Origin of the sequence: Pseudarthrobacter sp. NPDC058196 (assembly GCF_042882685.1) — a bacterium.
Taxonomy (GTDB): domain Bacteria; phylum Actinomycetota; class Actinomycetes; order Actinomycetales; family Micrococcaceae; genus Arthrobacter.
Window position 1 is genome coordinate 209622 of sequence record NZ_JBHVVN010000007.1, and the last position, 21219, is coordinate 230840.

Here is a 21219-nt window from a genome sequence, read left to right on the forward strand (position 1 = left end):
GAGGGTAGCGACGCGGGGTGACCAGCACCTTGCCACCTGCAGGAAGGCCGCGGCCCGATGACCAGCAACCTCGACCCTGATGCCCGGAGCAGTTACCGCCTGATTGCGCTGGCGGCGCGCCTGATCCAGCGGCGCCAGGACGATGCCCTGGCCCACCTTGGCCTCACCCGTGCCGCCGTCATTGCCCTGGAAGGGTTGACGGACGGCCCGCTGAACCAGGAACAACTAGCCGAGGAAATCAGGGTCCAGAGCCAGACGCTGGGCCGGGTCCTCCTGCGGCTCGAAGCCGCCGGCCTGATTACCCGGACCCGCCAGGTCACGGACCGCCGGCAGCTAATGGTGGAACTGACAGACGCAGGCAGTGCGGCGGTCGAAGCCGCACGGGAAGCGGAGGTCAACGCCTACCCGCACGACTCCGACATTTCGTGGAAAGCCCTTCGGGAGGAGCTGACGAAGTTCGTCCACGCCGTCCCGCCGGGCCACGACTCCGGAGTGGTTCCCTTCGCGCCGCCCGAACACCGAACGGGACACCGCGGCCAGGCCAGCCGAGCCGGCGGCATGCGCGGCTGGGACCAGCCCCGGCAGAACTGACGACACGCGGGGAGCGTGCTGAACGTCCGCGGAACCCTCTTGCTGGTCAGGCCGGGCAGGCGTCCTTGAGGGCCTTGACCGAGTCCGCCGGCACCTGGTCCCCGGAAGCTGCCACCTCGCCGAGCGGCGTCGTGATTTCCGCAGGGACCCCGGCCTCCCGGGCCGCGGACACCAACCCTGCCAGCGCTTTCTTATCGTCCACGCTGACAAGTCCGTCCTGGACCCTGGCACAGATCTGCTTGGTGACCTCCTGGGCGACGGCGGAGGCGGCCTGGGAAGCGGCGGCGCTGGCCGCGTTGCCTGCCGCGTCCCCTGCCGCGCCGCATCCGGTCAACAATAAAGCTGCGGACAGGACGGCGGTGAGGGCTGCGTGGCGGCGGATCATGGTTCCAGCCTACCGGCGGGCGGGAACCCCCAGGATGCCGTCCAGCAGCCCATTCCGGAATTTGCCCTCCGGATCGTGCCCGGCGGCGAAGGCCCGGAAGTCGGCGAAGCGCGGATACAACTTCTCCCAGTTGTAACCGTCCGCGGTAAACAGCTTGCCCCAGTGCGGCCTTGCCCCGAAGGGCCGCAAGGCTTCCTCGAGGACCGGCAGGAAAGCCTCCACCTCGGGTTGCAGCGGCTTCCAGGTGAAGTGCAGGGCCACGCTTTGCTGGCGGAAGAACGGGCTGAGCCAGAACTCATCGGCGGCGCCGGTGCGGATTTCCGAGACGAAGAGCAGGGGTGCGAGCCCGTCCGCGAGGGCCCGGACCGCCTGGAGGGCCGCGGGGGCCTGCTCGAGGGGCAGAATGAACTCGCTTTGCAGTTCGTCCCCGTTGCTCGGCGTGAATTCATGGCGGAAATGCGGGAGCCGGTCCAGCCAGGGCCCGGGCTGGTCCAGCTGGAGGGTGCAGTTCTCGGCGGACATGTCCGGCAGTGGATGGCGCGGGCGCAGGGCCGGCGTGGCACCGTACAGGTTGGCCAGCGGCTCTTCCCCGGCGAGGGCTTTGAGCCAGACCTGGTTGACGGTGTCACCGGCATAGTCCGTAAAGAGGCTGACGCTGTAGGCGCTGGACACGACGGCGGTGAAGTCCTCCAGCGCGGCGTCCCACGGAAGGTCTTCCAGGACGCGCTGGCGCATGGTGAAGCTTGGCCGTACCGCCAGTTCCAGGCCGGTGACGATGCCGAGGGCACCGATGCCCACCACGCTGGCCAGGAAATCGTCCCCGTCCTTCCGGGACAGCGTGACCTGCTCGCCCGAGGCCCGAACCAGGTCAATCGATTCCACGGCGCCGGCCAGTGCGGGGTTGTTGACGCCGGAACCGTGCGTGCCGGTCTGCACCGCGCCGGCAACCGAGATGTGCGGCAGTGACGCCAGGTTGTGGATGGCAACGCCGGCCTCTTCCAGCTTCCGGCACAGGGCCCCGTAGCTCACCCCGCCGCTGACCCGGACCGTTGAACGGTCCGAATCCACCTCCACCTGCTGGGGGAGTGCATCGAGGAGGACGTGTACACCGTCCGTGTCGCCGACGCTGTTGAAGGAGTGCCGTGACCCCAAGGCCTTGACCCGCGTCGATTCGGCGACGATGGCCGCCAGTTCGCTGACCGATTCCGGCCGCCGGACATCGGCGGAGGAGTATTCGAGGTTTCCTGCCCAGTTCTTCATTGAGTGGCTTTCGCTTGGTATTGGGGTCATCCCACTGTCAGCGCTAACAAAGTGGGCTGTCAAGGCACTTCCGCTGTACGGGCGGCGGCCGCCTGCTCCCTCGGAACAGCCCCTGGCTGACGGCCTGGCGCCGAAACAGCCAGGGGCGGTGCCCGGCATCCCTACTGCCGCGATGCTCTGTCAGGAGGCCTCTGTTACTCCTGCCTGCGCGGTGCGCGGCGGCGGAACACGGCGGCTGCCCGTGGCTTCGAAGGCCGCGGCCAGGCGGAGCAGGTCCGTGTCGCTGTAAGCCTTGCCGGCGATTGTCAGGCCCACGGGCATGGCAAGGTCAGCCGCGATTCCCATTGGGACCGTGACCGTGGGGATGCCCAGGTGCCGGGGGGCCAGGTTTCCGTTGGCCACCCACACGCCGTTGCGCCACGCGACGTCTGCAGAGGCCTCATTGGTGTCGGCATCCGCGGGTGCAACGTCGGCGGCTGCCGGGAACACCACGGCATCCAGGCCCAGCCGGTCCATCCATTCCTCCAGGTCCACGCGGCGGGTTTCTTCCAGTCCCGCCAATCCTTCGGGCAGGTGCGGAATGTCGGCCAGGACGGGAATGCCGTGCTCCCGGATCCAGGCGGGATAGTCGCTGATGTCGTCATCGAACCCGTCGTAGCGGTCCGGGAGCGAACCTTGGGGGGCGGGGAAGATGGCGGAGCCGTCCACGTGGCCAAGGCGGTTCAGCTGCGGATCACCGTTGGCATCAAGGAAGTCATTCCACGCCCAGGCCGACAGGTCCACGATCTCCCGCCGCAGATACTCCGGGGACACCAATCCCCGCGTGGCGATGGTGGGCGCGCCGGGCCGGTCTCCTTCGTAGTTGGAGACCACGGGGAAGTCGACCTCGATGACCTCCGCACCCGCGGCTTCGAGGTCGCGCCTGGCGGCGTTCCAGAGGTCCAGCACCGATGCGCGGGTATCAATCCGGTGCCCGGTGGGACCACCGATGCCCGGATGGGCCGACGTTCCGGCGTCGGGGTCGGCGTTGATGTACATCCGCGGAACACCCAGCCGCTTGCCCGCGAGGACCTCGGCGGCCGCTGAAGCGTCCCGCAGGCCCAGGTCAACGTACGACGGCGGGCGGACACTTGATGCCTTGGGCACCGCAATCCACGGCTGGACGCGCCAGAAATCCCCGCGTGCCTCGGCGTCGTCCGCCACCACGACGTCCAGGACTTCGAGCAGGTCGGCCATGGTCCGGGCGTGCGGAACCACCACGTCCATGGTGGGCACCAGGGGCCAGTTCCCGCGGACGGAGATCACCCCGCGCGAGGGGGTGTAGGCGCAGAGGGCGTTGTTGGACGCCGGGGCGCGACCGGAGGACCAGGTCTCTTCCGCGAGGCCGAACGCCGCGAAACTGGCGGCGGTGGCGGTCCCGGAGCCGTTGGATGACCCCGACGCGAACGCGGCCGTAAGGTAGTCCGCGTTGTAGGGGCTCTCTGCCCGGCCGTAGACCCCGCGCTGCATCCCGCCGTTGGCCATGGGAGGCATATTGGTAAGCCCGATCAGGATTGCGCCGCCGGCCCGGAGGCGTTCAATGGTGAACGCGTCCTGCTGCGCCACCAGGTCTCTGAACGCCGGGGAGCCGGCGGCCACGGTGAGGCCGCGGACCTGGTAGCTGTCTTTCGCCGTGTACGGGATGCCGTCCAGCGGGCCCAGTGTGAAGCCGGCCGCCCGGCGCCGGTCGGACGCCTGCGCCTCTGCCACCGCCTCCGGGTTCATAACCACCAGGGCATTCAAACATATGCCCGATGAGTCATATTTTCGGATCCGCTCAAGATACAGCCCCACCAGTTCCTCGCTGGTGACCTCGCCGGATTCGAGAGCGGCACGAAGCAGGCTGATGCCGGCCTCGACGACGTTGAACGGGCGGGCCGCGGGTGCGCGCCTCTGCTCCTCGACCAGTTTCACGCGGCTTCCTCCCTCGGGGCCGGCTGCTGCTGGGTGATGCAGTGGATGCCGCCGCCGAAGGCGAAAATGTCGCGGGCATCCACCAGTTCCACCGTCCTGCCTGGGTAGGCGCGTTCGAGGATGCCTGCGGCAATGGCGTCGTTGGGATCATCGAAGCTGCACAGCACCACCACGTCGTTGGCCACGTAGTGGTTGATGTAGGACCAGTCCACCCAGCCTTCATCGTCCTTGAGGGTGGTGGGTGCGGGAACATCGATGATCCGCAGCGGCCGGCCTTGGGCGTCCACCTGGCCGGACAGAACCGCCTTCAGTTGCAGGTAGACGGCGTGATCCGGGTGTGCGGGGTCGTCCTGGCGGTGAAGCAGGATGGTTCCGGGTCCGGCGAACGTTGCCACGATGTCCACATGGCCGCGCGTGCCGAATTCGTCGTAATCGCGCGTGAGTCCGCGCGGCAGCCAGATGACCTTGCTGGTCCCCAGGGCCGTGGAAACCTCCGCTTCGACCGATTCCTTGGTGGCCCCGGGGTTGCGGCCGGGATCGAGTTGGACGGTCTCGGTCAGCAGCACCGTCCCTTCACCATCCACGTGGAATCCGCCGCCCTCGTTCACCAGCGAACTTTCCCGGACGGGAACACCCGCTGCGGCGGCGACGGCGCCTGCCACGGCTTCGTCCTTGCCCCAGGCCGCCCATTCCTGGGCGCCCCAACCATTGAAGATCCAGTCCACGGCGGCCAGCGAACCGTCCGGCTGGTGCACGAAGGTGGGTCCACTGTCCCGGAGCCAGGCATCGTCGAGGGGGACCTCCACGACGTCGATGCCCGCGCCGAGCCACTCCCTAGCGGCGGTGGCGTCCCTGGGATCGGCCACCACGGCAACCGGCTCGTACCTGGCGATGGCCTGCGCCACCCTGGTCCACGCGGCGCGGGCGCGGTCAAGGGTAGGGCTGCCGGCGGAACCGAAGGTTTCGTTGGGCGGCGGAAACGCCATCCAGGTGCGCTGGTGGGCCTCCCATTCGGCGGGCATCCAGGTGGCGGCGGTCGGGGAAACGTGGTTGGGGGCTGCGGTGGCCCCAACGGCAGTCGGATAAATGAATGACATTCATTTATTATGGGAGGTGGATGTGCCGTGCGCAAGGGTTACGCCGATTCAGTAGCGGGCGCTCGCTACTGCTTCCGGTTCCGGCCTTTCCCGGCGTTCCGGCTGCCGCGTTCGAAAGCCTCGCGCTCAGCGGAGCGCTGCGACTTTCCCGCGGACACCACCTTCTGCTGCCACTCCCGGTGGTAAGCGCGCTGGGCGGCAACGTCGGAGCGGCGGGCAAGGGCTGCGAGTTCACGCTGCATCTTCAGGTACGAATTCCAGCGCCGCTCCTCCAGGACGCCTCCGTCAATCGCTTCCCGTACCGCGCAGCCCGGCTCACTTCCGTGCGCGCAGTCCGCAAACCGGCAGCCGGCGGCCAGTTCCTCCACGTCGCCGAACATCCCGCCCAGCCCCTCCCCGGCGTCGAAGAGTCCGAAGCCGCGGACCCCTGGGGTGTCCATCAGCACCGTGCCGTTGGACAGCGGCACCAGTTCGCGCGCGGTGGTGGTGTGCTTGCCTTTAAAGTCGCCGGACCTCACCGCACCGGTCTGTTGGACTTCCCGCCCCGCCAGGGCGTTGATCAAGGTGGACTTGCCGGCTCCGGACGGACCCAGGAGCACAATGGTGCCTCCGGCCGGAATACGGCCGATCAATTCGTCGATGCCGTCGCCGTTTTCGGCCGAGGTGGTCACCACGTCCACGCCCGCCGCCTGCAGGACCACCTTCCCGACGACGTCGTCCGCCACCTGCGCAAGGTCAGCCTTGGTGATGATCACCAGGGGAGTGGCGCCCGAGTCCCATACCGCCACCAGGGTCCGTTCCAGCCGGTTGTGGGTGAGCGGCCGGTCCACGGGCACCACCACGCCAACGGTGTCCATGTTGGCGGCAAGGACCTGCTCGGCGGACGAGTCCTCGAAGGCACGTTTGCGGCTTAGTTCGGACCTGCGGGGCAGGATGGCCAGGATCTGCCGCCCGCCGGCGCGGTTGGGGCCGATCCAGACCCAGTCACCGGTGACGGGCTGGTCGCCGGTGAGCGGGTAGGGCAGGTGGAGCAGCCCGTCAGCGACGGCGACAAGCAGCAGCGTTCGGTCCACGCGCACCACCCGGCCGGTGCCGGTGGCCCCGGGGTTGGGGTGCGCGGCGAAATGGCGGGCGACGGCGGGTGTGTAGCCGTAGGCGAAAGGGCCCTCAGCTTTTGCAGGGTTGTTGATGCCAGGGTTGTCCAGGGCGTTGCCTGAAGGAATATGCACGTTGGTTTCCTCGGAAAGATTCCCAGGGCAGGCGCGAGGTACCGGGCAGGTATCTCAGGAAAGGCGCGTGCAACGGGAAAGGATGGTTGATGGTGTTAATGCGGGGCGCTCACGGCGCGCGGCAACTGCAGTCATCAAAACCACCTCCTCTCCCTCGTGCGGGTCCCGTCACCCTGCTGGGAACGGCAGGACGGGGCCGGGACCCACTTTAGTGGCCGCCGGCGTCGGGCACCAGAGGCCAGGAACGCAAAGGGGCACGGATTCCCGTGGATCCGCACCCCCTCGCGGCACGCTAGGCGCTGGTGGCGTCCTGTACCTCGCCCACCAGTTCCTCGATGATGTCTTCAAGGAAGAGCATCCCGGTGGTCCTGCCATCGGCGTCGAACACCCGGGCCACGTGGGCCCCCGTCCGGCGCATGGCGGCCAGTGCGTCCTCAAGGTCGGCGCCGGCATAAGCCGAGGCGAGGCGCCGGATCCGCTTGGCCGGCACAGGCTGGTGGAACTTTGCGGCCGTGGTCAGGTCCATGACGTCCTTCAGGTGGAGGTAGCCGTCAGGCTCCCCGGCCCCGTTGGTCAGGATGTACCGGGAGTAGCCGTGCCCGGCCACTGCCTGCTGGATATCCGCAGGCGTGGCCGACTCCGGCAGCAACACCATCTCCGCCATCGGGACCTGGACATCTGCCACCGTCTTGGCCGTGAATTCGAACGCGTTGGTCAGGGTGCCGCTGGTGTCAGCCAGCATCCCGTCCCTGGTGGACTGCTCCACGATGGTGGCGACCTCGTCCAGCGTGTATGCGCTGGTGGCCTCATCCTTGGGCTCCACCCGGAAGAGCCGGAGGACGGCATTGGCAATCCCGTTCAGCGACCAGATCACCGGTTTGAACACCCGGGCCACCAGGACCAGCGGGGGAGCGAGCAAAAGGGCCGCCCGGGTGGGGACCGAGAAGGAGATGTTCTTGGGCACCATTTCCCCCACCACCACGTGCAGGAACGTCACCAGCAGAAGCGCCACAACGAACGCGATGATGCTGATCGCCTCGTAGGACAGGGACGTCAGGCCCAACGGGATTTCCAGGAGGTGGTGGATGGCGGGCTCGGAGACGTTCAGGATCACCAGCGAGCAGACAGTGATGCCCAACTGGCTGGTGGCCAGCATGAGGGTGGCATGCTCCATGGCCCACAGGGTGGTCTTGGCCGCCTTGCTCCCTGCCTCCGCCTTGGGTTCAATCTGGGAGCGGCGGGCCGAAATCACGGCAAATTCGGCACCCACGAAGAAGCCGTTCACCACCAGAAGCACCGCCAGCCAGATGATGCCGGGAAGGTAGTCACTCATGGGACAGCTCCTGGGTCAGGTTGTCGATAATCCGGTCATGCGGGCTCCGCGGCGGTTCGGCGGCCCCGGCAGGGGTGAAGCGGAGCCGCTCCACATGCATCCCCGCCACGCGCTCCACGCGGAGGGTGCCGCCGTCGACCGCCACGTCGTCGCCCAGCTCCGGCAGGCGGTCCAGCTGGTCCGTGACGAACCCGCCAACAGTGTCGTACTCCTCACCGTCCGGAACCTCGATGCCGGTGCGGTCCAGCAGTTCATCGGGGCGCAGCCCGGCGTCGAAGGTGACGGACCGGCCAACCCGGACCACGCCGGCCCGCGCGCGGTCGTGTTCATCCTCCAGCTCGCCCACTATCTCTTCCACCAGGTCTTCCAGCGTGACGATGCCGGCGGTACCGCCGTACTCGTCGGACACGATTGCCACCTGGAGCCCCTGCCGGCGGAGGAGGCCCAGGAGGGTGTCCACGCCCATGGACTCCGGGACCCGCAGCGGTTCGACCATCAGCCCGGCCGCGGTGGTCTTGGCGCGCCGTTCCAGGGGCAGCGCGAACGCCTGCTTGACGTGCAGGAGGCCCAGCACCTCGTCCCGGTCGCGGCCGATCACGGGGAAGCGGGAGTAGCCGGTGGCGGTGGCCAGGGCCACGATGTCCTCCGCGGTGTCGCCGGCACCGACAGCCGCCATCCGCACGCGCGGGGTCATGACGTCCGCTGCGCTGTACTCCGAAAAACGCAGGGTGCGGTGCAGCAGGGTGGCATGGTCAAGGTCCAGGACACCTTCGACGGCGGAGCGGCGCACCAGGGAACTCAGCTCCTCCGCGCTGCGGGCACCGGAGAGCTCCTCCTTCGGTTCGATCCCGAACCCCCGGATGATCCGGTTGGCTGTGTTGTTGAAGAGCAGGATCACCGGCTTGAAGACGGCGGTGAACAGGGCCTGGAACGGGACCACCACCTTGGCGGTGGCCAGGGGCAGCGCCAGGGCAAAGTTCTTGGGGACCAGCTCTCCCACCACCATCGAAAAGACCGTGGCCAGGAAGATCCCGGCGACGGAGCCGACGGCGGGGACCACCGCTTGGGGAACGCCGAGCGAGGTGAGCGGCCCGCTGAGCAGCCGGCTGATGGCCGGTTCAAAGGTGTAGCCGGTGAGGAGGGTGGTCAGCGTGATGCCCAGCTGCGCACCTGAAAGGTGGGTTGAGGTGATCCGCAGCGCTTTGATGGTGGGACCCAAGCGCTTCTCGCCGCGGGCCTGGCGGGACTCGAGGTCGTGCCGGTCAAGATTCACCAGGGCGAATTCGGAAGCGACGAAGAAGCCGGTACCGACGGTCAGGACCAGGCCGATGCCCAGCATGATCCATTCATACATTGGGGCGCCCCTCTCCTGTGGTGGCCGGTGATCCGGTCAGGCGGCAGAGGGGCCAGGGCATATGTGAAGGAGGGTCGTCCATAACCGGTTCAACTCCGCTGCCTGCGGCGAAGTTCCCGGCGGGGTTCCAGCTGCCGTCCAGTGTGGCCTGCAGCGCTTATTCACGGCGCGGGTTCTTCTGCGCGGCGCAGCGGGATGTGATACTGGCTGCGGCAGCATTCGGGCTTTTCGGGGGGACTTCCTGCATATGGTTCTGGACACCGCAACCCTGCGCATCGCCTTTGGCCTGATGGCCCTTGCGCTGGTGGTCCTCTTCTACTTTTCCGCCTACCGGGTGACGCGCTCGCCGTACAGCGGCTGGTGGTGCGTTGCCCTGGTGTTCTTCCTGGCGGGGTCGGGCTGCTTCCTGCTGAACGGCACCCCCCACCAGGCATGGGCCAACCCGCTGGGGAACGCGGTGCTGGTGTACGGTGCGGTGGCGGTCTGGGCCGGGGCACGTTCCCTGCGTACGGCGCGGCCGCCGAAGTGGGCCTTTACGGGGATCCCCCTGGTCACGCTGGTTGCCTCCTTGCTGGACCACCCGGCCACCAACACGTGGTCCGGCGGCGCCGTGTTCCTCGCCGCCATGAGCGCCACCATCGGGCTGGCATCCCATGAGCTCTGGCGCCTGGAACCGGGCTACTCGAGGGTCCGCATCCCCATGGCCGTGGCCGCGGGAGGGCTTTCGGTCTTCTACTTGTTCCGCTGGGCGGCGTTCCTCCTGGACGGCCAGGATGGTCCGGTGTTCGTCACGGTCTTCGGTTCCGCCGTGACCACCATGGTGACCATGGTGCTGCTGGTGGTGGTCTCGTTCAGCATGGCGGCGCTGAGCAGCGAACAGCAGACGCGCGCCCTCCGCGTGGTGGCCACCCGCGACGACCTCACCGGGCTCCTGAACCGCAAGGCGTTCCTTGACCTTGCTGCCGAGCAGCTCGCCGACCGTGCCATCACCCGCGGATCCGGGGCGTTGATCCTTGCCGACCTGGACCACTTCAAGACGGTCAACGACACCTACGGGCACGCTGCAGGGGACTTCGCCCTGAAGGCGTTCGCCGACGCCTGCGTGGCTACCGTGCGCTCCACGGACTTGACCGGGAGGTACGGCGGGGAGGAGTTCGTCATCCTGGTTCCCGGGGCCAGCGCCGAGCGGGCGGAGGCAATTGCCGAGGAAATCAGCAGGCGGCTGGCCGATGCTGCCGCGCCGGGCGGACTGGAGTTGCCCACGGCAAGTTACGGGATTTCCGTCTACGACGCCGGCACCTCCAGCGTGGACAGCCTCATCGCCTCGGCAGATGCCGCCCTCTACAGGGCCAAGTCGCTGGGCAGGAACCGCGCCGCCCGCAGCGACGAGATGCTGTAGGGCGGCCGCGGCTCCGGACAACCGGTCAGTGCGGCTGGAGGGCGTCGGCCTGGCCGGCAAGGAGGGTCAGGGCCACGGCTTCCGGTCGGTTGACGGTGCTCTGGATGGCCACCGCAGTCCCCTTGTGAGCCGACTCGAGGATTGATTCCATGACCTCCAGGACGTGGAAGGCAAGGGCGCCCCCTGCGCGTGGTTCCTTGTGCGGCGGGGTGGCAGCGAGGTCGGCGATGCCGTAACCACGCCCGGATTCGATGTATCCGGCGGAGGCCGGGAGGGTCTCCCAGTCCTCGGCGCCGAGGGCAAACACCTTGACGTCGCCATCGAAGTGGTTGGGGTCGGGCACCACCAGCGATCCGCGTTCGCCGTGGATTTCGATGTTGGGGCTCTTGGTTTTTACCGCGTCGAAGCTCATGAACAGCGTGGAAAGTGCGCCGGAGGCGTGGACCAGGACCCCCGTGACGTGGGAGTCGATGTTCACGGGTACCTGCTCGCCCTGCCGCGGTCCGGACCCGATGGTCCGCTGGTTCCGGGTGTGGCTGGCGGCACCGACTACGGACACCACCGGTCCCAGCAGCGTCACCAGGGCCGTGACGTAGTAGGGCCCCATGTCCAGGAGGGGCCCGCCGCCGGGCTGGTAGTAGAAGTCCGGGTTCGGGTGCCAGCGTTCGTGCCCGGGAGTTGCCATGGTGGCGGTGGCCGAGATAGGTGCGCCGATCAGGCCGTCATCGATGGCCTTGCGTGCGGTCTGGATTCCAGTGCCCAGGACGGTGTCGGGGGCACAGCCGACGACGACGCCGGCCGCCTTCGCCGCGTCGAGCACCTGGCGTGCCTCGGCAGTGGTGGCGGCAAGGGGCTTTTCCCCATAGACCGACTTGCCCGCAGCAATGGCCTTCAGGGCGATTTCCGCATGCGCGGCGGGGATGGTCAGGTTCAGGACCAGGTCCACGTCCCCGGCACTGAGCAGCTCCTCGACGGTGAGGGCGCGGACGCCGTCGTAATCATCCGCAACGGCCTGCGCACGCGCCGGATCGAGGTCCGCGACGGCGACCAGCCGGATGCCGTCCAACCGGCGGAAATTGGTGAGGTACTGGGCGATGATGGCTCCGCAGCCAACAATCCCCACGTTCAACGGCTTGCCCACAGCAGGCCCCTTTCGATGATGGTTCGTACGTTCCGGTCCTGGAGGATTTCCACCCGGTGGCCAGGGGTGCAGACGAAGATCCGGCCTTGTCCCCACTGGCGGGTCCAGATGGCCGGGGAGGTGACTTCCCTGGTCCAGGGGTCCCACTCGCGGACTTTCTGGGTGGTGGTGGCCAGGACGTCGATGTAATCGTCGGAGAGGACCCAGTACTGTTCGGTGACCAGGTCGAAGTCCGTGATGCCCTGGGTGATGGGGTGCTCGGCGGCCGCGGGCAGCATGTTGACGGTATAGGGCACGTAGTTGTCGGACTGCTCGCCGACGCACTCGTCCGCGTGCTTTCCAGGGTGGCAGGCGAACTGGCCGCCGATCAGGTGAAGGTAGTCGGAGGTGTTCCGGTAGGAGTCGGCGATTCCACCGTGCCAGCCGGCCAGGCCGGTACCGTTCTCGACGGCTGTCCGGAGTCCGGCGAACTCGTCCTTTTCGATGGTGCTCATGGTCATGCACTGCATGATCAGGTCCACCCCGGCCATATAGGCGGCGTCGGCGTAGACCTTGGGGGATTCCTCCACCCGGACGTCATAGCCATTGTCTTTGAGGTAGGGAATGAAGAGCTCGGTGGCCTCGTAGGGCTGGTGCCCGTCCCAGCCGCCGCGGACCACCAGTGCATTCTTGCGTTCTGTCATTGAACTTCCTTTGTTTGGCTACCGGCTTTGCAGGCCGGAAAGAGCATTGGTCACCGGCTGGCGAAGGCGGCGTCGAAAGCGGCTGCGGGCGGGGCGATGCGGGCCAGTTTCTGGACCATGGCAAGCGCCTGCGGGGCCCCGACCAGGCGGTCCATTCCGGCATCCTCCCATTCGATGCTGGTGGGGCCGTCGTAGCCAATGGCGTTCAGGGTCCGGAAGATCCGGTTCCACTGCACGTCTCCGTGCCCTGCCGTGACGAAGTCCCAGCCCCGGCGGGGATCCGCCCAGGCGAGGTGCGAACCCAGCCGGCCGTTGCGGCCATCCAGCTGCCGGACTGACTCCTTGACATGCACATGGAAGATCCTGTCCGCGAAGTCCTGCAGGAACATCACGGGATCCAGGTCCTGCCAGATGAAGTGGGAGGGATCGAAGTTCAGGCCGAAATTCTCCCTGTGCCCGATGACTTCAAGGGTCCGTTTCGCGGTCCAGTAGTCGTAGGCGATCTCGGACGGGTGGACTTCGAGGGCGAACCGGACACCTGCCTCGTCGAAGACGTCCAGGATGGGGTTCCACCGGTCCGCGAAGTCCTGGTATCCGGCGTCGATCATTGCCTGGGAGGCCGGCGGGAACATGGCGACGGCCTTCCAGATGGAGGAGCCGGTGAACCCCGTCACGGTCTTGACGCCAAGCCGTGCGGCCGCCCGCGCGGTGTCCTTCATGGCTTCCGCTGCCCGGCGGCGTACCCCTTCAGGTTCGCCGTTGCCCCAGACTTCCGCCGACAGGATGCCCTGGTGGCGCTCATCGATGGGGTCGTCGCAGACGGCCTGGCCGGTCAGGTGGTTGGCGATGGCGAAGACCTGGAGGTTGTTCTTCTCGAGGATGTCCAGCCGGCCCTGGAGGTAGTTGTCGTCCTCCGCAGCCCGGCGGGGGTCCAGGTGGTCGCCCCAGCAGGCGATTTCCAGCCCGTCAAAACCCCACTCGCCCGCAAGCCGGGCCACTTCCTCGAAGGGCAGGTCGGCCCATTGGCCGGTGAACAGCGTGATTGGTCGTGTCATAGGGTGTTCCTTGGTTTGTTGAAGCTGTGGATCGCTCAGACTTTTTGCCATTGGCTGGAATTCGCGGCGCTGGACTCCACGGCGGCGAGGACCCGCTGCACCTGCAGGGCATCCGCGAAGGACGGTTCAGGCTGCCGGCCTTCGCCGACGGCGGTGACGAGGTCCACCACCTGGTGGGTGAAACCGTGTTCGTACCCGAGGCCGTGCCCGGTGGGCCACCAGTTTCCGACGTACGGGTGCTCGGGCTCGGTGACGAAGATCCGGCGGAATCCGGCGTCGGGCGATTCGGCCGCGTCGTAGAAGGACAGGACGTTCATCTCCTCGAAACCAAAGGCGAGGGAACCTTTGGTGCCGTTGACCTCCAACCGCATGGCGTTCTTCCGGCCCAGGGCGTAGCGGGTTGCTTCAAAGACGCCGATCGCGCTTGCAGAGGTGCCGCCGTCGAACTTTGCGCTGAAGACCGCCGCATCATCGACGGTGACCTTCCCGCGCGGGGCCTCGCTGCTGACGTCGCCGTGGCCGCCCAGGCCCACCAGGTCCCCGGCGAGCGGGCGTTCCTGCACGAAGGTCTCCAGCAGCGCCGAGACCCCGCTGATGTTCAGGCCCGTGACCCATTGGGCGGCATCGATGCTGTGCGCCCCGATGTCGCCCAGGGACCCGGATCCGGACTTGGCCTTGTCCAGCCGCCAGGTCATGGGGGCGTTGGCGTCGGAGAGCCAGTCCTGCAGGTACTGGGCCCGGACGTGCCGGATGTCGCCGATCCGTCCCTGCTCCACGAACCGCTTGGCCAGTGCCAGGGCCGGGGTGCGGCGGTAGCTGAAGCCGCACATGGAGAGGACGCCGTTCTTGGCGGCGGTCTCCGCAGCCAGTGTCATCCGCTCGGCTTCTTCCACGGAGTTGGCCAGCGGCTTTTCGCACAGCACGTGCTTGCCGGCTTCGAGGGCCGCGATGGCGATCTCAGCGTGGGTGTTGCCGGGCGTGCAGATGTCGATGAGGTCGATGTCGTCGCGCTCGATCAGGCGCCGCCAGTCGGTCTCCACCGATTCCCAGCCCAGCTTGTCCGCGGCGGCGCGGACGCCGTCGGCATTCCGCCCGGCCACTGCGGTGAGCTGTGGCTGCAGCGGCAGGTCGAAGAACCGTGGCGCGGTGCGCCAGGCGTGGGAGTGGGCGGCACCCATGAAGGCGTAGCCCACCATGCCCACGCGGAGGGGTTTAGCGGAAGTCATGGCATTGGTCCTTTCTACTTGCTGAAGCCGGCCGTCAGGCCGGCGAGCAACTGCCTGCGGCCGATGATGTACAGGACGAGGATGGGCAGCGTGCTCAGGACTACGGAGGCAAGCACGGCAGGGATGTTGACGCTGTACTCCCCTTGGAAAGTCCACAGACCCAGCGGCAGGACCCGCAGGCCCGGGCTTTGGGTGAGGACCAGTGGAAGCAGGAAACCGTTCCAGACGTGCAGGCCGTTGTAGATCGCAACCGTGACGATGGCCGGACGGGTAAGGGGCAGGGCCAACCGCCACATGGTCTGCCATTCGCTGCAGCCGTCCAGCCGCATGGACTCGAACAGTTCGTTCGGCACGTCCCGGATGAAGTTGGACAGGATCAGGACGGTCAGCGGGATGGCGAAAGCGATGGATGGAAGCATCAGCGCCAGGAGGCTGTCATACAGGTTGAGCCTGATGATCATCAGGTAGATGGGAATGATCGTGGCCTGGAGCGGGATGGCGAGTCCCATCAGGAACATCCCGTTGACGAGCTTGAGGAACCGGCCGCTGCCACGGACGATTGCGAACGCGGCCATGAATGATACGAGTACTGCGGGAATCACGGAACCGAGGGTGACGATGGCGCTGTTCGTGAAATAGGTGGCGAAATCGGCCTCTAGAACCATCTGGTAGTTCTCCAGGGTGGGTGAGGCGGGCACCGCCAAGGGGTTCTGCCCGAAGTACCCTGCCTGCGTCTTAAGGCTGGTGATCACCACGTAGTAGACCGGCAGGATGATGATGGCGAGCCAGATCCAGCCACCCAGCCCGCCCGGTATGTTCAGGCGTTTTAGCCGGGTGCCGAGCCGCGGTGGGGCGGCGGAAGGACTGCCGGCAGAACCGGTCCGGTCCTCCCGGGCATTGCTTTTCAGGACTGTACTCACCCTATAAACCTTCCAGTTGGCTGCCCTGCTTGTCCTTGCCGCCGAGGCGCTGGAGCAGCAGGGCGAGAAGAAGGCCGATGATGACGAGAATGACGGCGATGACGCTGGCCGGGCCCATGAGGTTGGCCCGGAATCCTCGCAGGTACATGTCCAGGGCAAGGATTCGCGTCGAGTTGCCGGGCCCGCCGCCGGTCAGGACGAAGATCAGGTCGAAGTACGTCAGCGAACCCACCACCATCAGCGTGGACGACGTGATGATCGTGTACTTCAGCTGAGGGAGGGTGATGTGGAAGAACTGCTTGACCGTTCCGGCACCATCGATCTGGGCCGCCTCATAAAGTGACTTGGGGATCTGCCGGACGCCGCCTTGGTAGATCAGGGTATGGAACGGAACGAACTGCCACGCGATAACGAAGATGACCAGGCCCAGGGCCAAGTGGGGCACCCCCAGCCAGTCCTGTGCCAGGAAGGGCAGGCCCAAGCCTGTCGCCAGTCCGAAATTCGGGTCCAGCAGGGCCTTGAAGGCAATGGCGACGGCGGCTGAGGACAGCAGTAGGGGAAGGAAGTACAGCACCGCAAGAGCCGCCCGGTACCGCTGGTTTCCCGCCGTAAAGACTCCCAGCAGGAGGCTGATGGGAGTCTGGACCAGCCAGGAAACGATCATGATCAGGAAGGTCAGGCCCAAGGCGTTGTAGAGGCCCGGATCGGCCAGCACGGAGAGCCAGTTGTCCATGCCGGCCGCGCCGATTGCGCCGATGCCGTCCCAGCTGGTGAAGCTGAGGACCAGGACACCGGCCAGGGGAACGACGGCGAACGCCAGGAAGAAGAACAGGGCCGGTACCGTAAGCCACGCCAGGGCGGCCCTGCGTTGTTCAGTGGGAGTCGAACCGGCCACAGCTGCGGTGGCATGCGGGGCGGTGGAGAGTGTGCTGGTCATTTCCCGAGGGTGCCGTTCATATTCTCCGCGAACTGCTGGGGAGTGATCGACTTCAGGAACAGTTGGTCAATGTTGTTCAGCAGCGCCTCCGCCGCAGTGGGGCTCAGCGCTTGGTCCCAAGACTGCTGGAAGTTGGGGGCGTTCTTGGCCAGGTCGTAGACAAAGTTAAGGAAATCCTTGTCGGAGGAGGTATTCAGTTTCTCTTCGATGCCGTTGACGATAGGCACTGAGCCGGAATTGATGTAAGCATCGATCACGGCGTCCGTCATGATTCCGTCTTTGAAGAACTTCTTGGCCGATTCCTTTTCCTTGTCGCTGGCCTTTGCCGAGATCGACATGTACTGGGCAGGGTTGCCGACGCCGTTCTTCGGGTCGCCCTTGCCGCCGGCAACCGTGGGGAACTGGACAAAACCAAGTTTTCCATCCTGGACGAAGTTCTGGCCCGCCTTCTTCATGGAGCCGTAAGTCCATGAACCGTGCAGCATCATGGCGGCTTTGCCCGAGAACAGCAGGGCTTGGTCTGCCTGCGAGTCGGCGGTGATGGACGAGAAACCCTTGATGAAGCCGTCCGCGGAGACGAGTTCCTGTATCTTCGTGCCGGTCTCGATCACGGCGGGGTCCTTCCAGGCATTGGGCTTGCCGTCAAAGATCGCCTTGAACACGTCCGAGCCGCCGATGCGGTCCAACAGGTACTCAAGCCACATCATCGACGTCCAGCGGGACTGGCCGCCCAAGGAGAAGGGAGCAATACCCATGCCATTGAATGTCTTCACCAGCGACATGATGTCGTCCCAGGTCTTGGGCGGCTGGACATTGGCTTTCTGGAAGATCTCCTTGTTGTAGTACAGGACGATCGGAGCGACAGCCTGGTTCGGGAGGGCATAAATCTTGCCGTTGATCGTGGCGGCGCCGAACGAGGCTGGGAAGAACTTCTTCTTGAGGTCCGGGTTCTGGTCGAACCAGCTGGTGAGGTCCTCAACCTGGCTCGCTTCCGCATACGTTTTCAGGCCGCCGCCGCCCCAGCCGTAGATGATGGTGGGCGCCTGGTTGGCGCCAATCGCGGTTTTGATCTTGGTTTTGTATGCGTCGTTCTGAAAGTAAGTGACTGCGATCTTGTCGCCTGCGTTGGCGGAATTGAACGTGTCCACTGCCTTCTGCATCGTGGTCTGGTTCGGTTCGCCGGAAAGGAACCACATGCTGGCACCCCCGTTGCCGCTGGAGGCGCCCGGACCGGACGTCCCGCACGCGGAAGTGGCAGCGACGGCAAAGGGCGTGAGGGCAGCGAGGGCGAGGAAAGAGCGCCGTGATGTCTGGGGTTGCTTCATTGCTTCTCCATTTGTGAAATTACTGTCGAGGTCCGGGGCATCCGCTCCGATCTCACCCGAAACATTTCGAGCGAGTGATATAAGTCACGGTGTAAACTAAATCCCGAAAAGCGCGGACGGTCAAGGGATCAATGTGGATATTTTTCGACGCGCTTGGATCTTTCGTCCATATGGTTTGACTGGCCGATAAAGCCCCTGCACAATGATGAACCTCAGCATTTTCGAAAGATTGCGAAAATTTATGCGGACAAAATCGCAGGGGCGGGCCAAGCCAACGCTGGCTACCGTTGCCACGCAGGCCGGGGTTTCGACACCCACGGTTTCGAAAGTGGTCAACGGCCGTGAGGACGTGGCGCCGGAGACCCGGGCCCGGATCCTCCGGGCACTTGAACAAGCCGGATACCAGTCGCCGGTGCAGCGGCGCACCGCCACCAGGGCAGGCACGGTGATTGAAGTGGTGGTGGATGTCCTCACATCCGCCTACACCTCCGAGGTCCTGGCGGGAGTACTGAACTTCGCCGCATCCGAGAACGTCGAGGTCATGCTGAGCGTTACGGGCCCAACGGCACCTTCCGCCCAAAGCGCTGACCGCCGGGCCCAGCGCCTGGTCGACGAAGGCAGGGCGGGAATGATCGTGGTGACCTCGGCCTTCAGCGAGGCGCAGCTGCCTGCCTTCCGGCGGCGCCACATTCCCGTCGTCGTCATCGATCCGCTCAATCCGCCGCCGGCGGACGTGGTCAGCATCGGCGCCACGAACTGGGCCGGCGGGAAAGCCGCCACCGAGCACCTGCTGGAACTGGGCCACCGGCGCATTGCCTACATCGGCGGAACAGAGCGGGCGGAGTGCAACCAGGCCCGGCTGCACGGCTACATGGCAGCCTTGACGGCCCACGGCGTGCCCGTGGACCCCCAATACATCGTCGCCGGCGGCAGGTTCCGCCGCGACAGCGGAGTTGCCGGCCTGAAGGCACTGCTCCGCCTCGAAAACCGACCCACGGCCATCTTCGCCGGAAGCGACAGCATTGCCCTGGGGGTTCTGTCCGAAGCTGCACACCACGGCCTCCGGGTCCCGGGGGACATCAGCCTCATCGGGTTCGACGGCACCATCCAGGGCGAAGAGTCCGTGCCGGCGTTGACGTCCGTGGCCCAACCGCTGGAGGAGATGGGCCGGGCTGCCCTGAGGTCGCTGCTGCGGCAAGCACGCGGTGAAGTCCTGGATTCGCACCGCGTCGAACTGGCCACGCAGGTGATCGTCCGGGAATCCACTGCACCTCCCGCGGAGTAAAGGAGGCCCGGGCCTACGGGGTGGCCGCCTTCCTCAATTCCTGCAGGATTTCCAGCTGGACCCGGTTCATGGAGATCAGCAGCTCGATCTCCTTTTTCGCCTCGACGTTGGTGTCGTAGTCGTGTTGGGCCATGGCTGCGGCGATGGCGTCCTGCCGCTTGGCGGCGATGAGCAGAATGGCGCCCTGCAGCCCGGCGAGCATTGAAAGCAAGAGGTTCAGCAGGATGTAGGGGTACGGGTCCCAGGCGTTGGCGGCCAGTGCCACGGTATTGATGGCGGCCCAGATGAGCATGAAGCCGATGAAGCTGGCAACGAAGGGCCAGCTTCCCATTCCGTTGCGCATGATGTCAGCGGCCCGCTGTCCCTTGCTCAGGGAAGCTTTGTGTTTCTCGTGCCAGGTCTTCTGTTGGGGGCTCATGGCTCAGGGTAGACCCATGAAGCCATGCGTCAGGAAGGACCGGGCTGGTCAGGCGCCCAAATGCCCCGTAAGGCGGCGGTGGAACCCGGTGCTGCGCTCGTCCAGGCCCTCGATCGCCACCGCGGCCCCCCGGTCCGCGTACTTCGTTTCGATCGAGTCCAGGGCAGCCACCGTTGAGGCATCCCAGATCTGGGCCCGGCTGAGGTCGATCGTCACGGAGGCGGGGTCGTCGGCGTACGCAAAGTGCTCCACGAGGTCATTGCTGCTGCCGAAGAACAACGGCCCCACCACCTCGTAGCGGACGCTCCCGCCGTCGGCCGCCAATTTCCGCTCAACGGTGATGACGTGGGCCACGCGGCGTGCGAACAGCACCATCGCGAGGATGACTCCCGCCACGACCCCGTAGGCGAGGTTTCCGGTCAGGACCACGACGGCGACCGTGACACCCATGACGAGCGTCTCGGGGACCGGCATCCGCTTCAGGGTGGACGGTTTGACGCTGTGCCAGTCCACGGTGGTCACGGCGACCACCATCATCACGGCGGCCAGGGCCACCATGGGGATCTGGCCCATGATCGAACTGAGCCCCGTCACCAGGGCCAGGAGGAAGATTCCGGCCACGAACGTCGAGATGCGGGTGCGGGCCTGCCCGGTCTTTACGTTGAGGACGGTCTGGCCGATCATGGCGCAGCCGGCGATTCCGCCATAGAGGCCGGCGAAGATGTTCGAGACACCCAGAGCCCAGGACTCGCGGCCTTTGTGTGACGGGATGTCCGTGATGTCGTCGACGAGCTTGGCGGTGAGCAGGGTCTCCATGAGGCCGACGAACGCCACGCTTAGCGCTGTGGGCAGCACCAGCTGGAACGTCTCCAGGTCAACGGGAAACAGGAACGGGGTGATTCCCGGCATCCTGCCGGTGAGCGGGCCCTCGTCCGCAACGTTGGGAACCGCGAGGCCGACAAGGATGGCGATGGCGGTGACGACGACGATCGCCACCAGCGGCGACGGGACCGCCTTGGTGAAGCGCGGCAGGATGAGGATGATCGCCAGCGTCAAGGCGAACAGGGCATACGCGAGCCACGGCACATTGAGGACGTGCGGCACCTGGGCCAGGAAGATCAGCACGCCCAGGGCGTTGACGAACCCGATCATCACCGAACGCGGGATGAACCGCATCAGGCGGGCGAGCCCGGCAAAGCCAAAGACGATCTGGATCACCCCGGCGAGCAGCACCGTGGGCAGGACATACTCGACGCCGTGCTCGTGGACGAGCGGCGCGATCACCAGGGCCACGGACCCCGCCGCCGCCGTCACCACGCCCGGCCGGCCGCCCAGGACCGACATGGTCACTGCCAGCACGATGGAGGCAACAAGGCTGACCATCGGGTCGACGCCGGCGACGATCGAAAACGAAATGACTTCCGGGACCAGCGCGAGGGTGGTGACCATGCCCGCCAGGACCTCACGGGAAAGCTGCCGCGGGGAGCGCAGGGCGGTCAGGACCGTGACCGGATGCCGGAGGGGTCGGGGGGTGGCAGCGACGGACAAGGGGCGGCTCCAAGGACTTGGCCCCGTGGGGAAGGGGCGGCGGGCAACGTGTCTGCGCGCCACGGTGCGCACGGGTCCAG

Annotated in this window: 19 protein-coding genes; 3 read left to right on the forward strand and 16 right to left on the reverse strand. The window is 66.3% G+C overall.

What is annotated here, in order from left to right; genetic code table 11:
* Positions 1–57: 57 nt before the first annotated feature.
* Entirely contained in the window at positions 58–591 is a 534-nt protein-coding gene (locus tag ACFVVC_RS12100; RefSeq protein WP_387453213.1) for a MarR family winged helix-turn-helix transcriptional regulator, read from the forward strand.
* A gap of 46 nt (positions 592–637) precedes the next feature.
* Here ACFVVC_RS12100 and ACFVVC_RS12105 read toward each other — a convergent pair whose 3' ends face one another.
* The 7 genes from ACFVVC_RS12105 to ACFVVC_RS12135 all read right to left on the reverse strand — a co-directional run bounded on the left by ACFVVC_RS12105 (position 638) and on the right by ACFVVC_RS12135 (position 9202).
* Complete coding sequence (locus ACFVVC_RS12105; RefSeq protein ID WP_285246552.1) at positions 638–976, reverse strand: hypothetical protein; 339 nt, start codon at positions 974–976, stop codon at positions 638–640.
* 9 nt (positions 977–985) lie between these two features.
* Positions 986–2236: a D-arabinono-1,4-lactone oxidase gene (locus tag ACFVVC_RS12110; RefSeq protein WP_387453217.1), complete on the reverse strand. Its 1251-nt coding sequence runs from the start codon at positions 2234–2236 to the stop codon at positions 986–988.
* Positions 2237–2416: 180 nt separating this feature from the next.
* Positions 2417–4189 (reverse strand): amidase, encoded by a 1773-nt coding sequence (locus ACFVVC_RS12115; RefSeq protein WP_387453220.1) that lies wholly within the window; start codon positions 4187–4189, stop codon positions 2417–2419.
* Complete coding sequence (locus tag ACFVVC_RS12120; RefSeq protein ID WP_387453223.1) at positions 4186–5286, reverse strand: agmatine/peptidylarginine deiminase; 1101 nt, start codon at positions 5284–5286, stop codon at positions 4186–4188. Before ACFVVC_RS12120 ends, ACFVVC_RS12115 begins: the two co-directional genes overlap by 4 nt.
* 65 nt (positions 5287–5351) lie before the next feature.
* On the reverse strand, positions 5352–6515 hold the full coding sequence (gene rsgA / locus ACFVVC_RS12125) for a ribosome small subunit-dependent GTPase A (protein WP_387453226.1): 1164 nt from the start codon (positions 6513–6515) through the stop codon (positions 5352–5354).
* Between the two features lie 292 nt (positions 6516–6807).
* The gene (locus ACFVVC_RS12130; protein ID WP_387453229.1) at positions 6808–7848 is read right to left on the reverse strand and encodes a hemolysin family protein; all 1041 of its coding nucleotides are present in this window, start codon (positions 7846–7848) and stop codon (positions 6808–6810) included.
* Positions 7841–9202 (reverse strand): hemolysin family protein, encoded by a 1362-nt coding sequence (locus ACFVVC_RS12135; RefSeq protein WP_387453232.1) that lies wholly within the window; start codon positions 9200–9202, stop codon positions 7841–7843. Before ACFVVC_RS12135 ends, ACFVVC_RS12130 begins: the two co-directional genes overlap by 8 nt.
* Before the next feature lie 247 nt (positions 9203–9449).
* Here ACFVVC_RS12135 and ACFVVC_RS12140 point away from each other — a divergent pair, with 247 nt between their 5' ends.
* Entirely contained in the window at positions 9450–10601 is a 1152-nt protein-coding gene (locus tag ACFVVC_RS12140) for a diguanylate cyclase (RefSeq protein WP_387453235.1), read from the forward strand.
* Between the two features lie 25 nt (positions 10602–10626).
* On the opposite strand, the gene ACFVVC_RS12145 is transcribed toward ACFVVC_RS12140, so the two are convergent.
* The 7 genes from ACFVVC_RS12145 to ACFVVC_RS12175 are packed head-to-tail and all read right to left on the reverse strand — an operon-like array spanning position 10627 to position 17888.
* The gene (locus ACFVVC_RS12145) at positions 10627–11742 is read right to left on the reverse strand and encodes a Gfo/Idh/MocA family protein (protein ID WP_387453238.1); all 1116 of its coding nucleotides are present in this window, start codon (positions 11740–11742) and stop codon (positions 10627–10629) included.
* Positions 11727–12425: a ThuA domain-containing protein gene (locus ACFVVC_RS12150; RefSeq protein WP_387453241.1), complete on the reverse strand. Its 699-nt coding sequence runs from the start codon at positions 12423–12425 to the stop codon at positions 11727–11729. Before ACFVVC_RS12150 ends, ACFVVC_RS12145 begins: the two co-directional genes overlap by 16 nt.
* Before the next feature lie 50 nt (positions 12426–12475).
* On the reverse strand, positions 12476–13480 hold the full coding sequence (locus tag ACFVVC_RS12155) for a sugar phosphate isomerase/epimerase family protein (RefSeq protein ID WP_387453244.1): 1005 nt from the start codon (positions 13478–13480) through the stop codon (positions 12476–12478).
* A 35-nt stretch (positions 13481–13515) separates the two neighbouring features.
* Positions 13516–14706, reverse strand: a complete 1191-nt coding sequence (locus ACFVVC_RS12160; protein WP_387453247.1) for a Gfo/Idh/MocA family protein — start codon at positions 14704–14706, stop codon at positions 13516–13518.
* A gap of 14 nt (positions 14707–14720) precedes the next feature.
* Positions 14721–15626 carry a carbohydrate ABC transporter permease gene (locus ACFVVC_RS12165; RefSeq protein ID WP_387453250.1) on the reverse strand — a complete coding sequence of 302 codons (906 nt, stop codon included), beginning with the start codon at positions 15624–15626 and terminating at the stop codon, positions 14721–14723.
* Position 15627: 1 nt separating this feature from the next.
* Complete coding sequence (locus ACFVVC_RS12170; protein ID WP_387453253.1) at positions 15628–16563, reverse strand: carbohydrate ABC transporter permease; 936 nt, start codon at positions 16561–16563, stop codon at positions 15628–15630.
* Positions 16560–17888 (reverse strand): extracellular solute-binding protein, encoded by a 1329-nt coding sequence (locus ACFVVC_RS12175; RefSeq protein ID WP_387453256.1) that lies wholly within the window; start codon positions 17886–17888, stop codon positions 16560–16562. Before ACFVVC_RS12175 ends, ACFVVC_RS12170 begins: the two co-directional genes overlap by 4 nt.
* A 241-nt stretch (positions 17889–18129) precedes the next feature.
* Between ACFVVC_RS12175 and ACFVVC_RS12180 the strand changes: the two genes are divergently transcribed.
* Positions 18130–19173: a LacI family DNA-binding transcriptional regulator gene (locus ACFVVC_RS12180; RefSeq protein WP_387453259.1), complete on the forward strand. Its 1044-nt coding sequence runs from the start codon at positions 18130–18132 to the stop codon at positions 19171–19173.
* Positions 19174–19186: 13 nt separating this feature from the next.
* Here ACFVVC_RS12180 and ACFVVC_RS12185 read toward each other — a convergent pair whose 3' ends face one another.
* Together ACFVVC_RS12185 and ACFVVC_RS12190 are read right to left on the reverse strand one after the other, a co-directional pair.
* Entirely contained in the window at positions 19187–19591 is a 405-nt protein-coding gene (locus ACFVVC_RS12185) for a DUF1003 domain-containing protein (RefSeq protein ID WP_387453262.1), read from the reverse strand.
* A gap of 48 nt (positions 19592–19639) precedes the next feature.
* Positions 19640–21139, reverse strand: a complete 1500-nt coding sequence (locus tag ACFVVC_RS12190; protein WP_387453265.1) for a SulP family inorganic anion transporter — start codon at positions 21137–21139, stop codon at positions 19640–19642.
* Positions 21140–21219: the final 80 nt, after the last annotated feature.

What these genes read in the sequence shown, in the direction of transcription:
- ACFVVC_RS12100 (WP_387453213.1), top strand. Translation starts at nt 58, where the DNA reads ATGACCAGCAACCTCGACCCTGATGCCCGGAGCAGTTACCGCCTGATT.
- ACFVVC_RS12105 (WP_285246552.1), bottom strand. Translation starts at nt 976, where the DNA reads ATGATCCGCCGCCACGCAGCCCTCACCGCCGTCCTGTCCGCAGCTTTA.
- ACFVVC_RS12110 (WP_387453217.1), bottom strand. Translation starts at nt 2,236, where the DNA reads ATGAAGAACTGGGCAGGAAACCTCGAATACTCCTCCGCCGATGTCCGG.
- ACFVVC_RS12120 (WP_387453223.1), bottom strand. Translation starts at nt 5,286, where the DNA reads ATGTCATTCATTTATCCGACTGCCGTTGGGGCCACCGCAGCCCCCAAC.
- ACFVVC_RS12130 (WP_387453229.1), bottom strand. Translation starts at nt 7,848, where the DNA reads ATGAGTGACTACCTTCCCGGCATCATCTGGCTGGCGGTGCTTCTGGTG.
- ACFVVC_RS12135 (WP_387453232.1), bottom strand. Translation starts at nt 9,202, where the DNA reads ATGTATGAATGGATCATGCTGGGCATCGGCCTGGTCCTGACCGTCGGT.
- ACFVVC_RS12140 (WP_387453235.1), top strand. Translation starts at nt 9,450, where the DNA reads ATGGTTCTGGACACCGCAACCCTGCGCATCGCCTTTGGCCTGATGGCC.
- ACFVVC_RS12150 (WP_387453241.1), bottom strand. Translation starts at nt 12,425, where the DNA reads ATGACAGAACGCAAGAATGCACTGGTGGTCCGCGGCGGCTGGGACGGG.
- ACFVVC_RS12155 (WP_387453244.1), bottom strand. Translation starts at nt 13,480, where the DNA reads ATGACACGACCAATCACGCTGTTCACCGGCCAATGGGCCGACCTGCCC.
- ACFVVC_RS12160 (WP_387453247.1), bottom strand. Translation starts at nt 14,706, where the DNA reads ATGACTTCCGCTAAACCCCTCCGCGTGGGCATGGTGGGCTACGCCTTC.
- ACFVVC_RS12170 (WP_387453253.1), bottom strand. Translation starts at nt 16,563, where the DNA reads ATGACCAGCACACTCTCCACCGCCCCGCATGCCACCGCAGCTGTGGCC.
- ACFVVC_RS12175 (WP_387453256.1), bottom strand. Translation starts at nt 17,888, where the DNA reads ATGAAGCAACCCCAGACATCACGGCGCTCTTTCCTCGCCCTCGCTGCC.
- ACFVVC_RS12180 (WP_387453259.1), top strand. Translation starts at nt 18,130, where the DNA reads ATGCGGACAAAATCGCAGGGGCGGGCCAAGCCAACGCTGGCTACCGTT.
- ACFVVC_RS12185 (WP_387453262.1), bottom strand. Translation starts at nt 19,591, where the DNA reads ATGAGCCCCCAACAGAAGACCTGGCACGAGAAACACAAAGCTTCCCTG.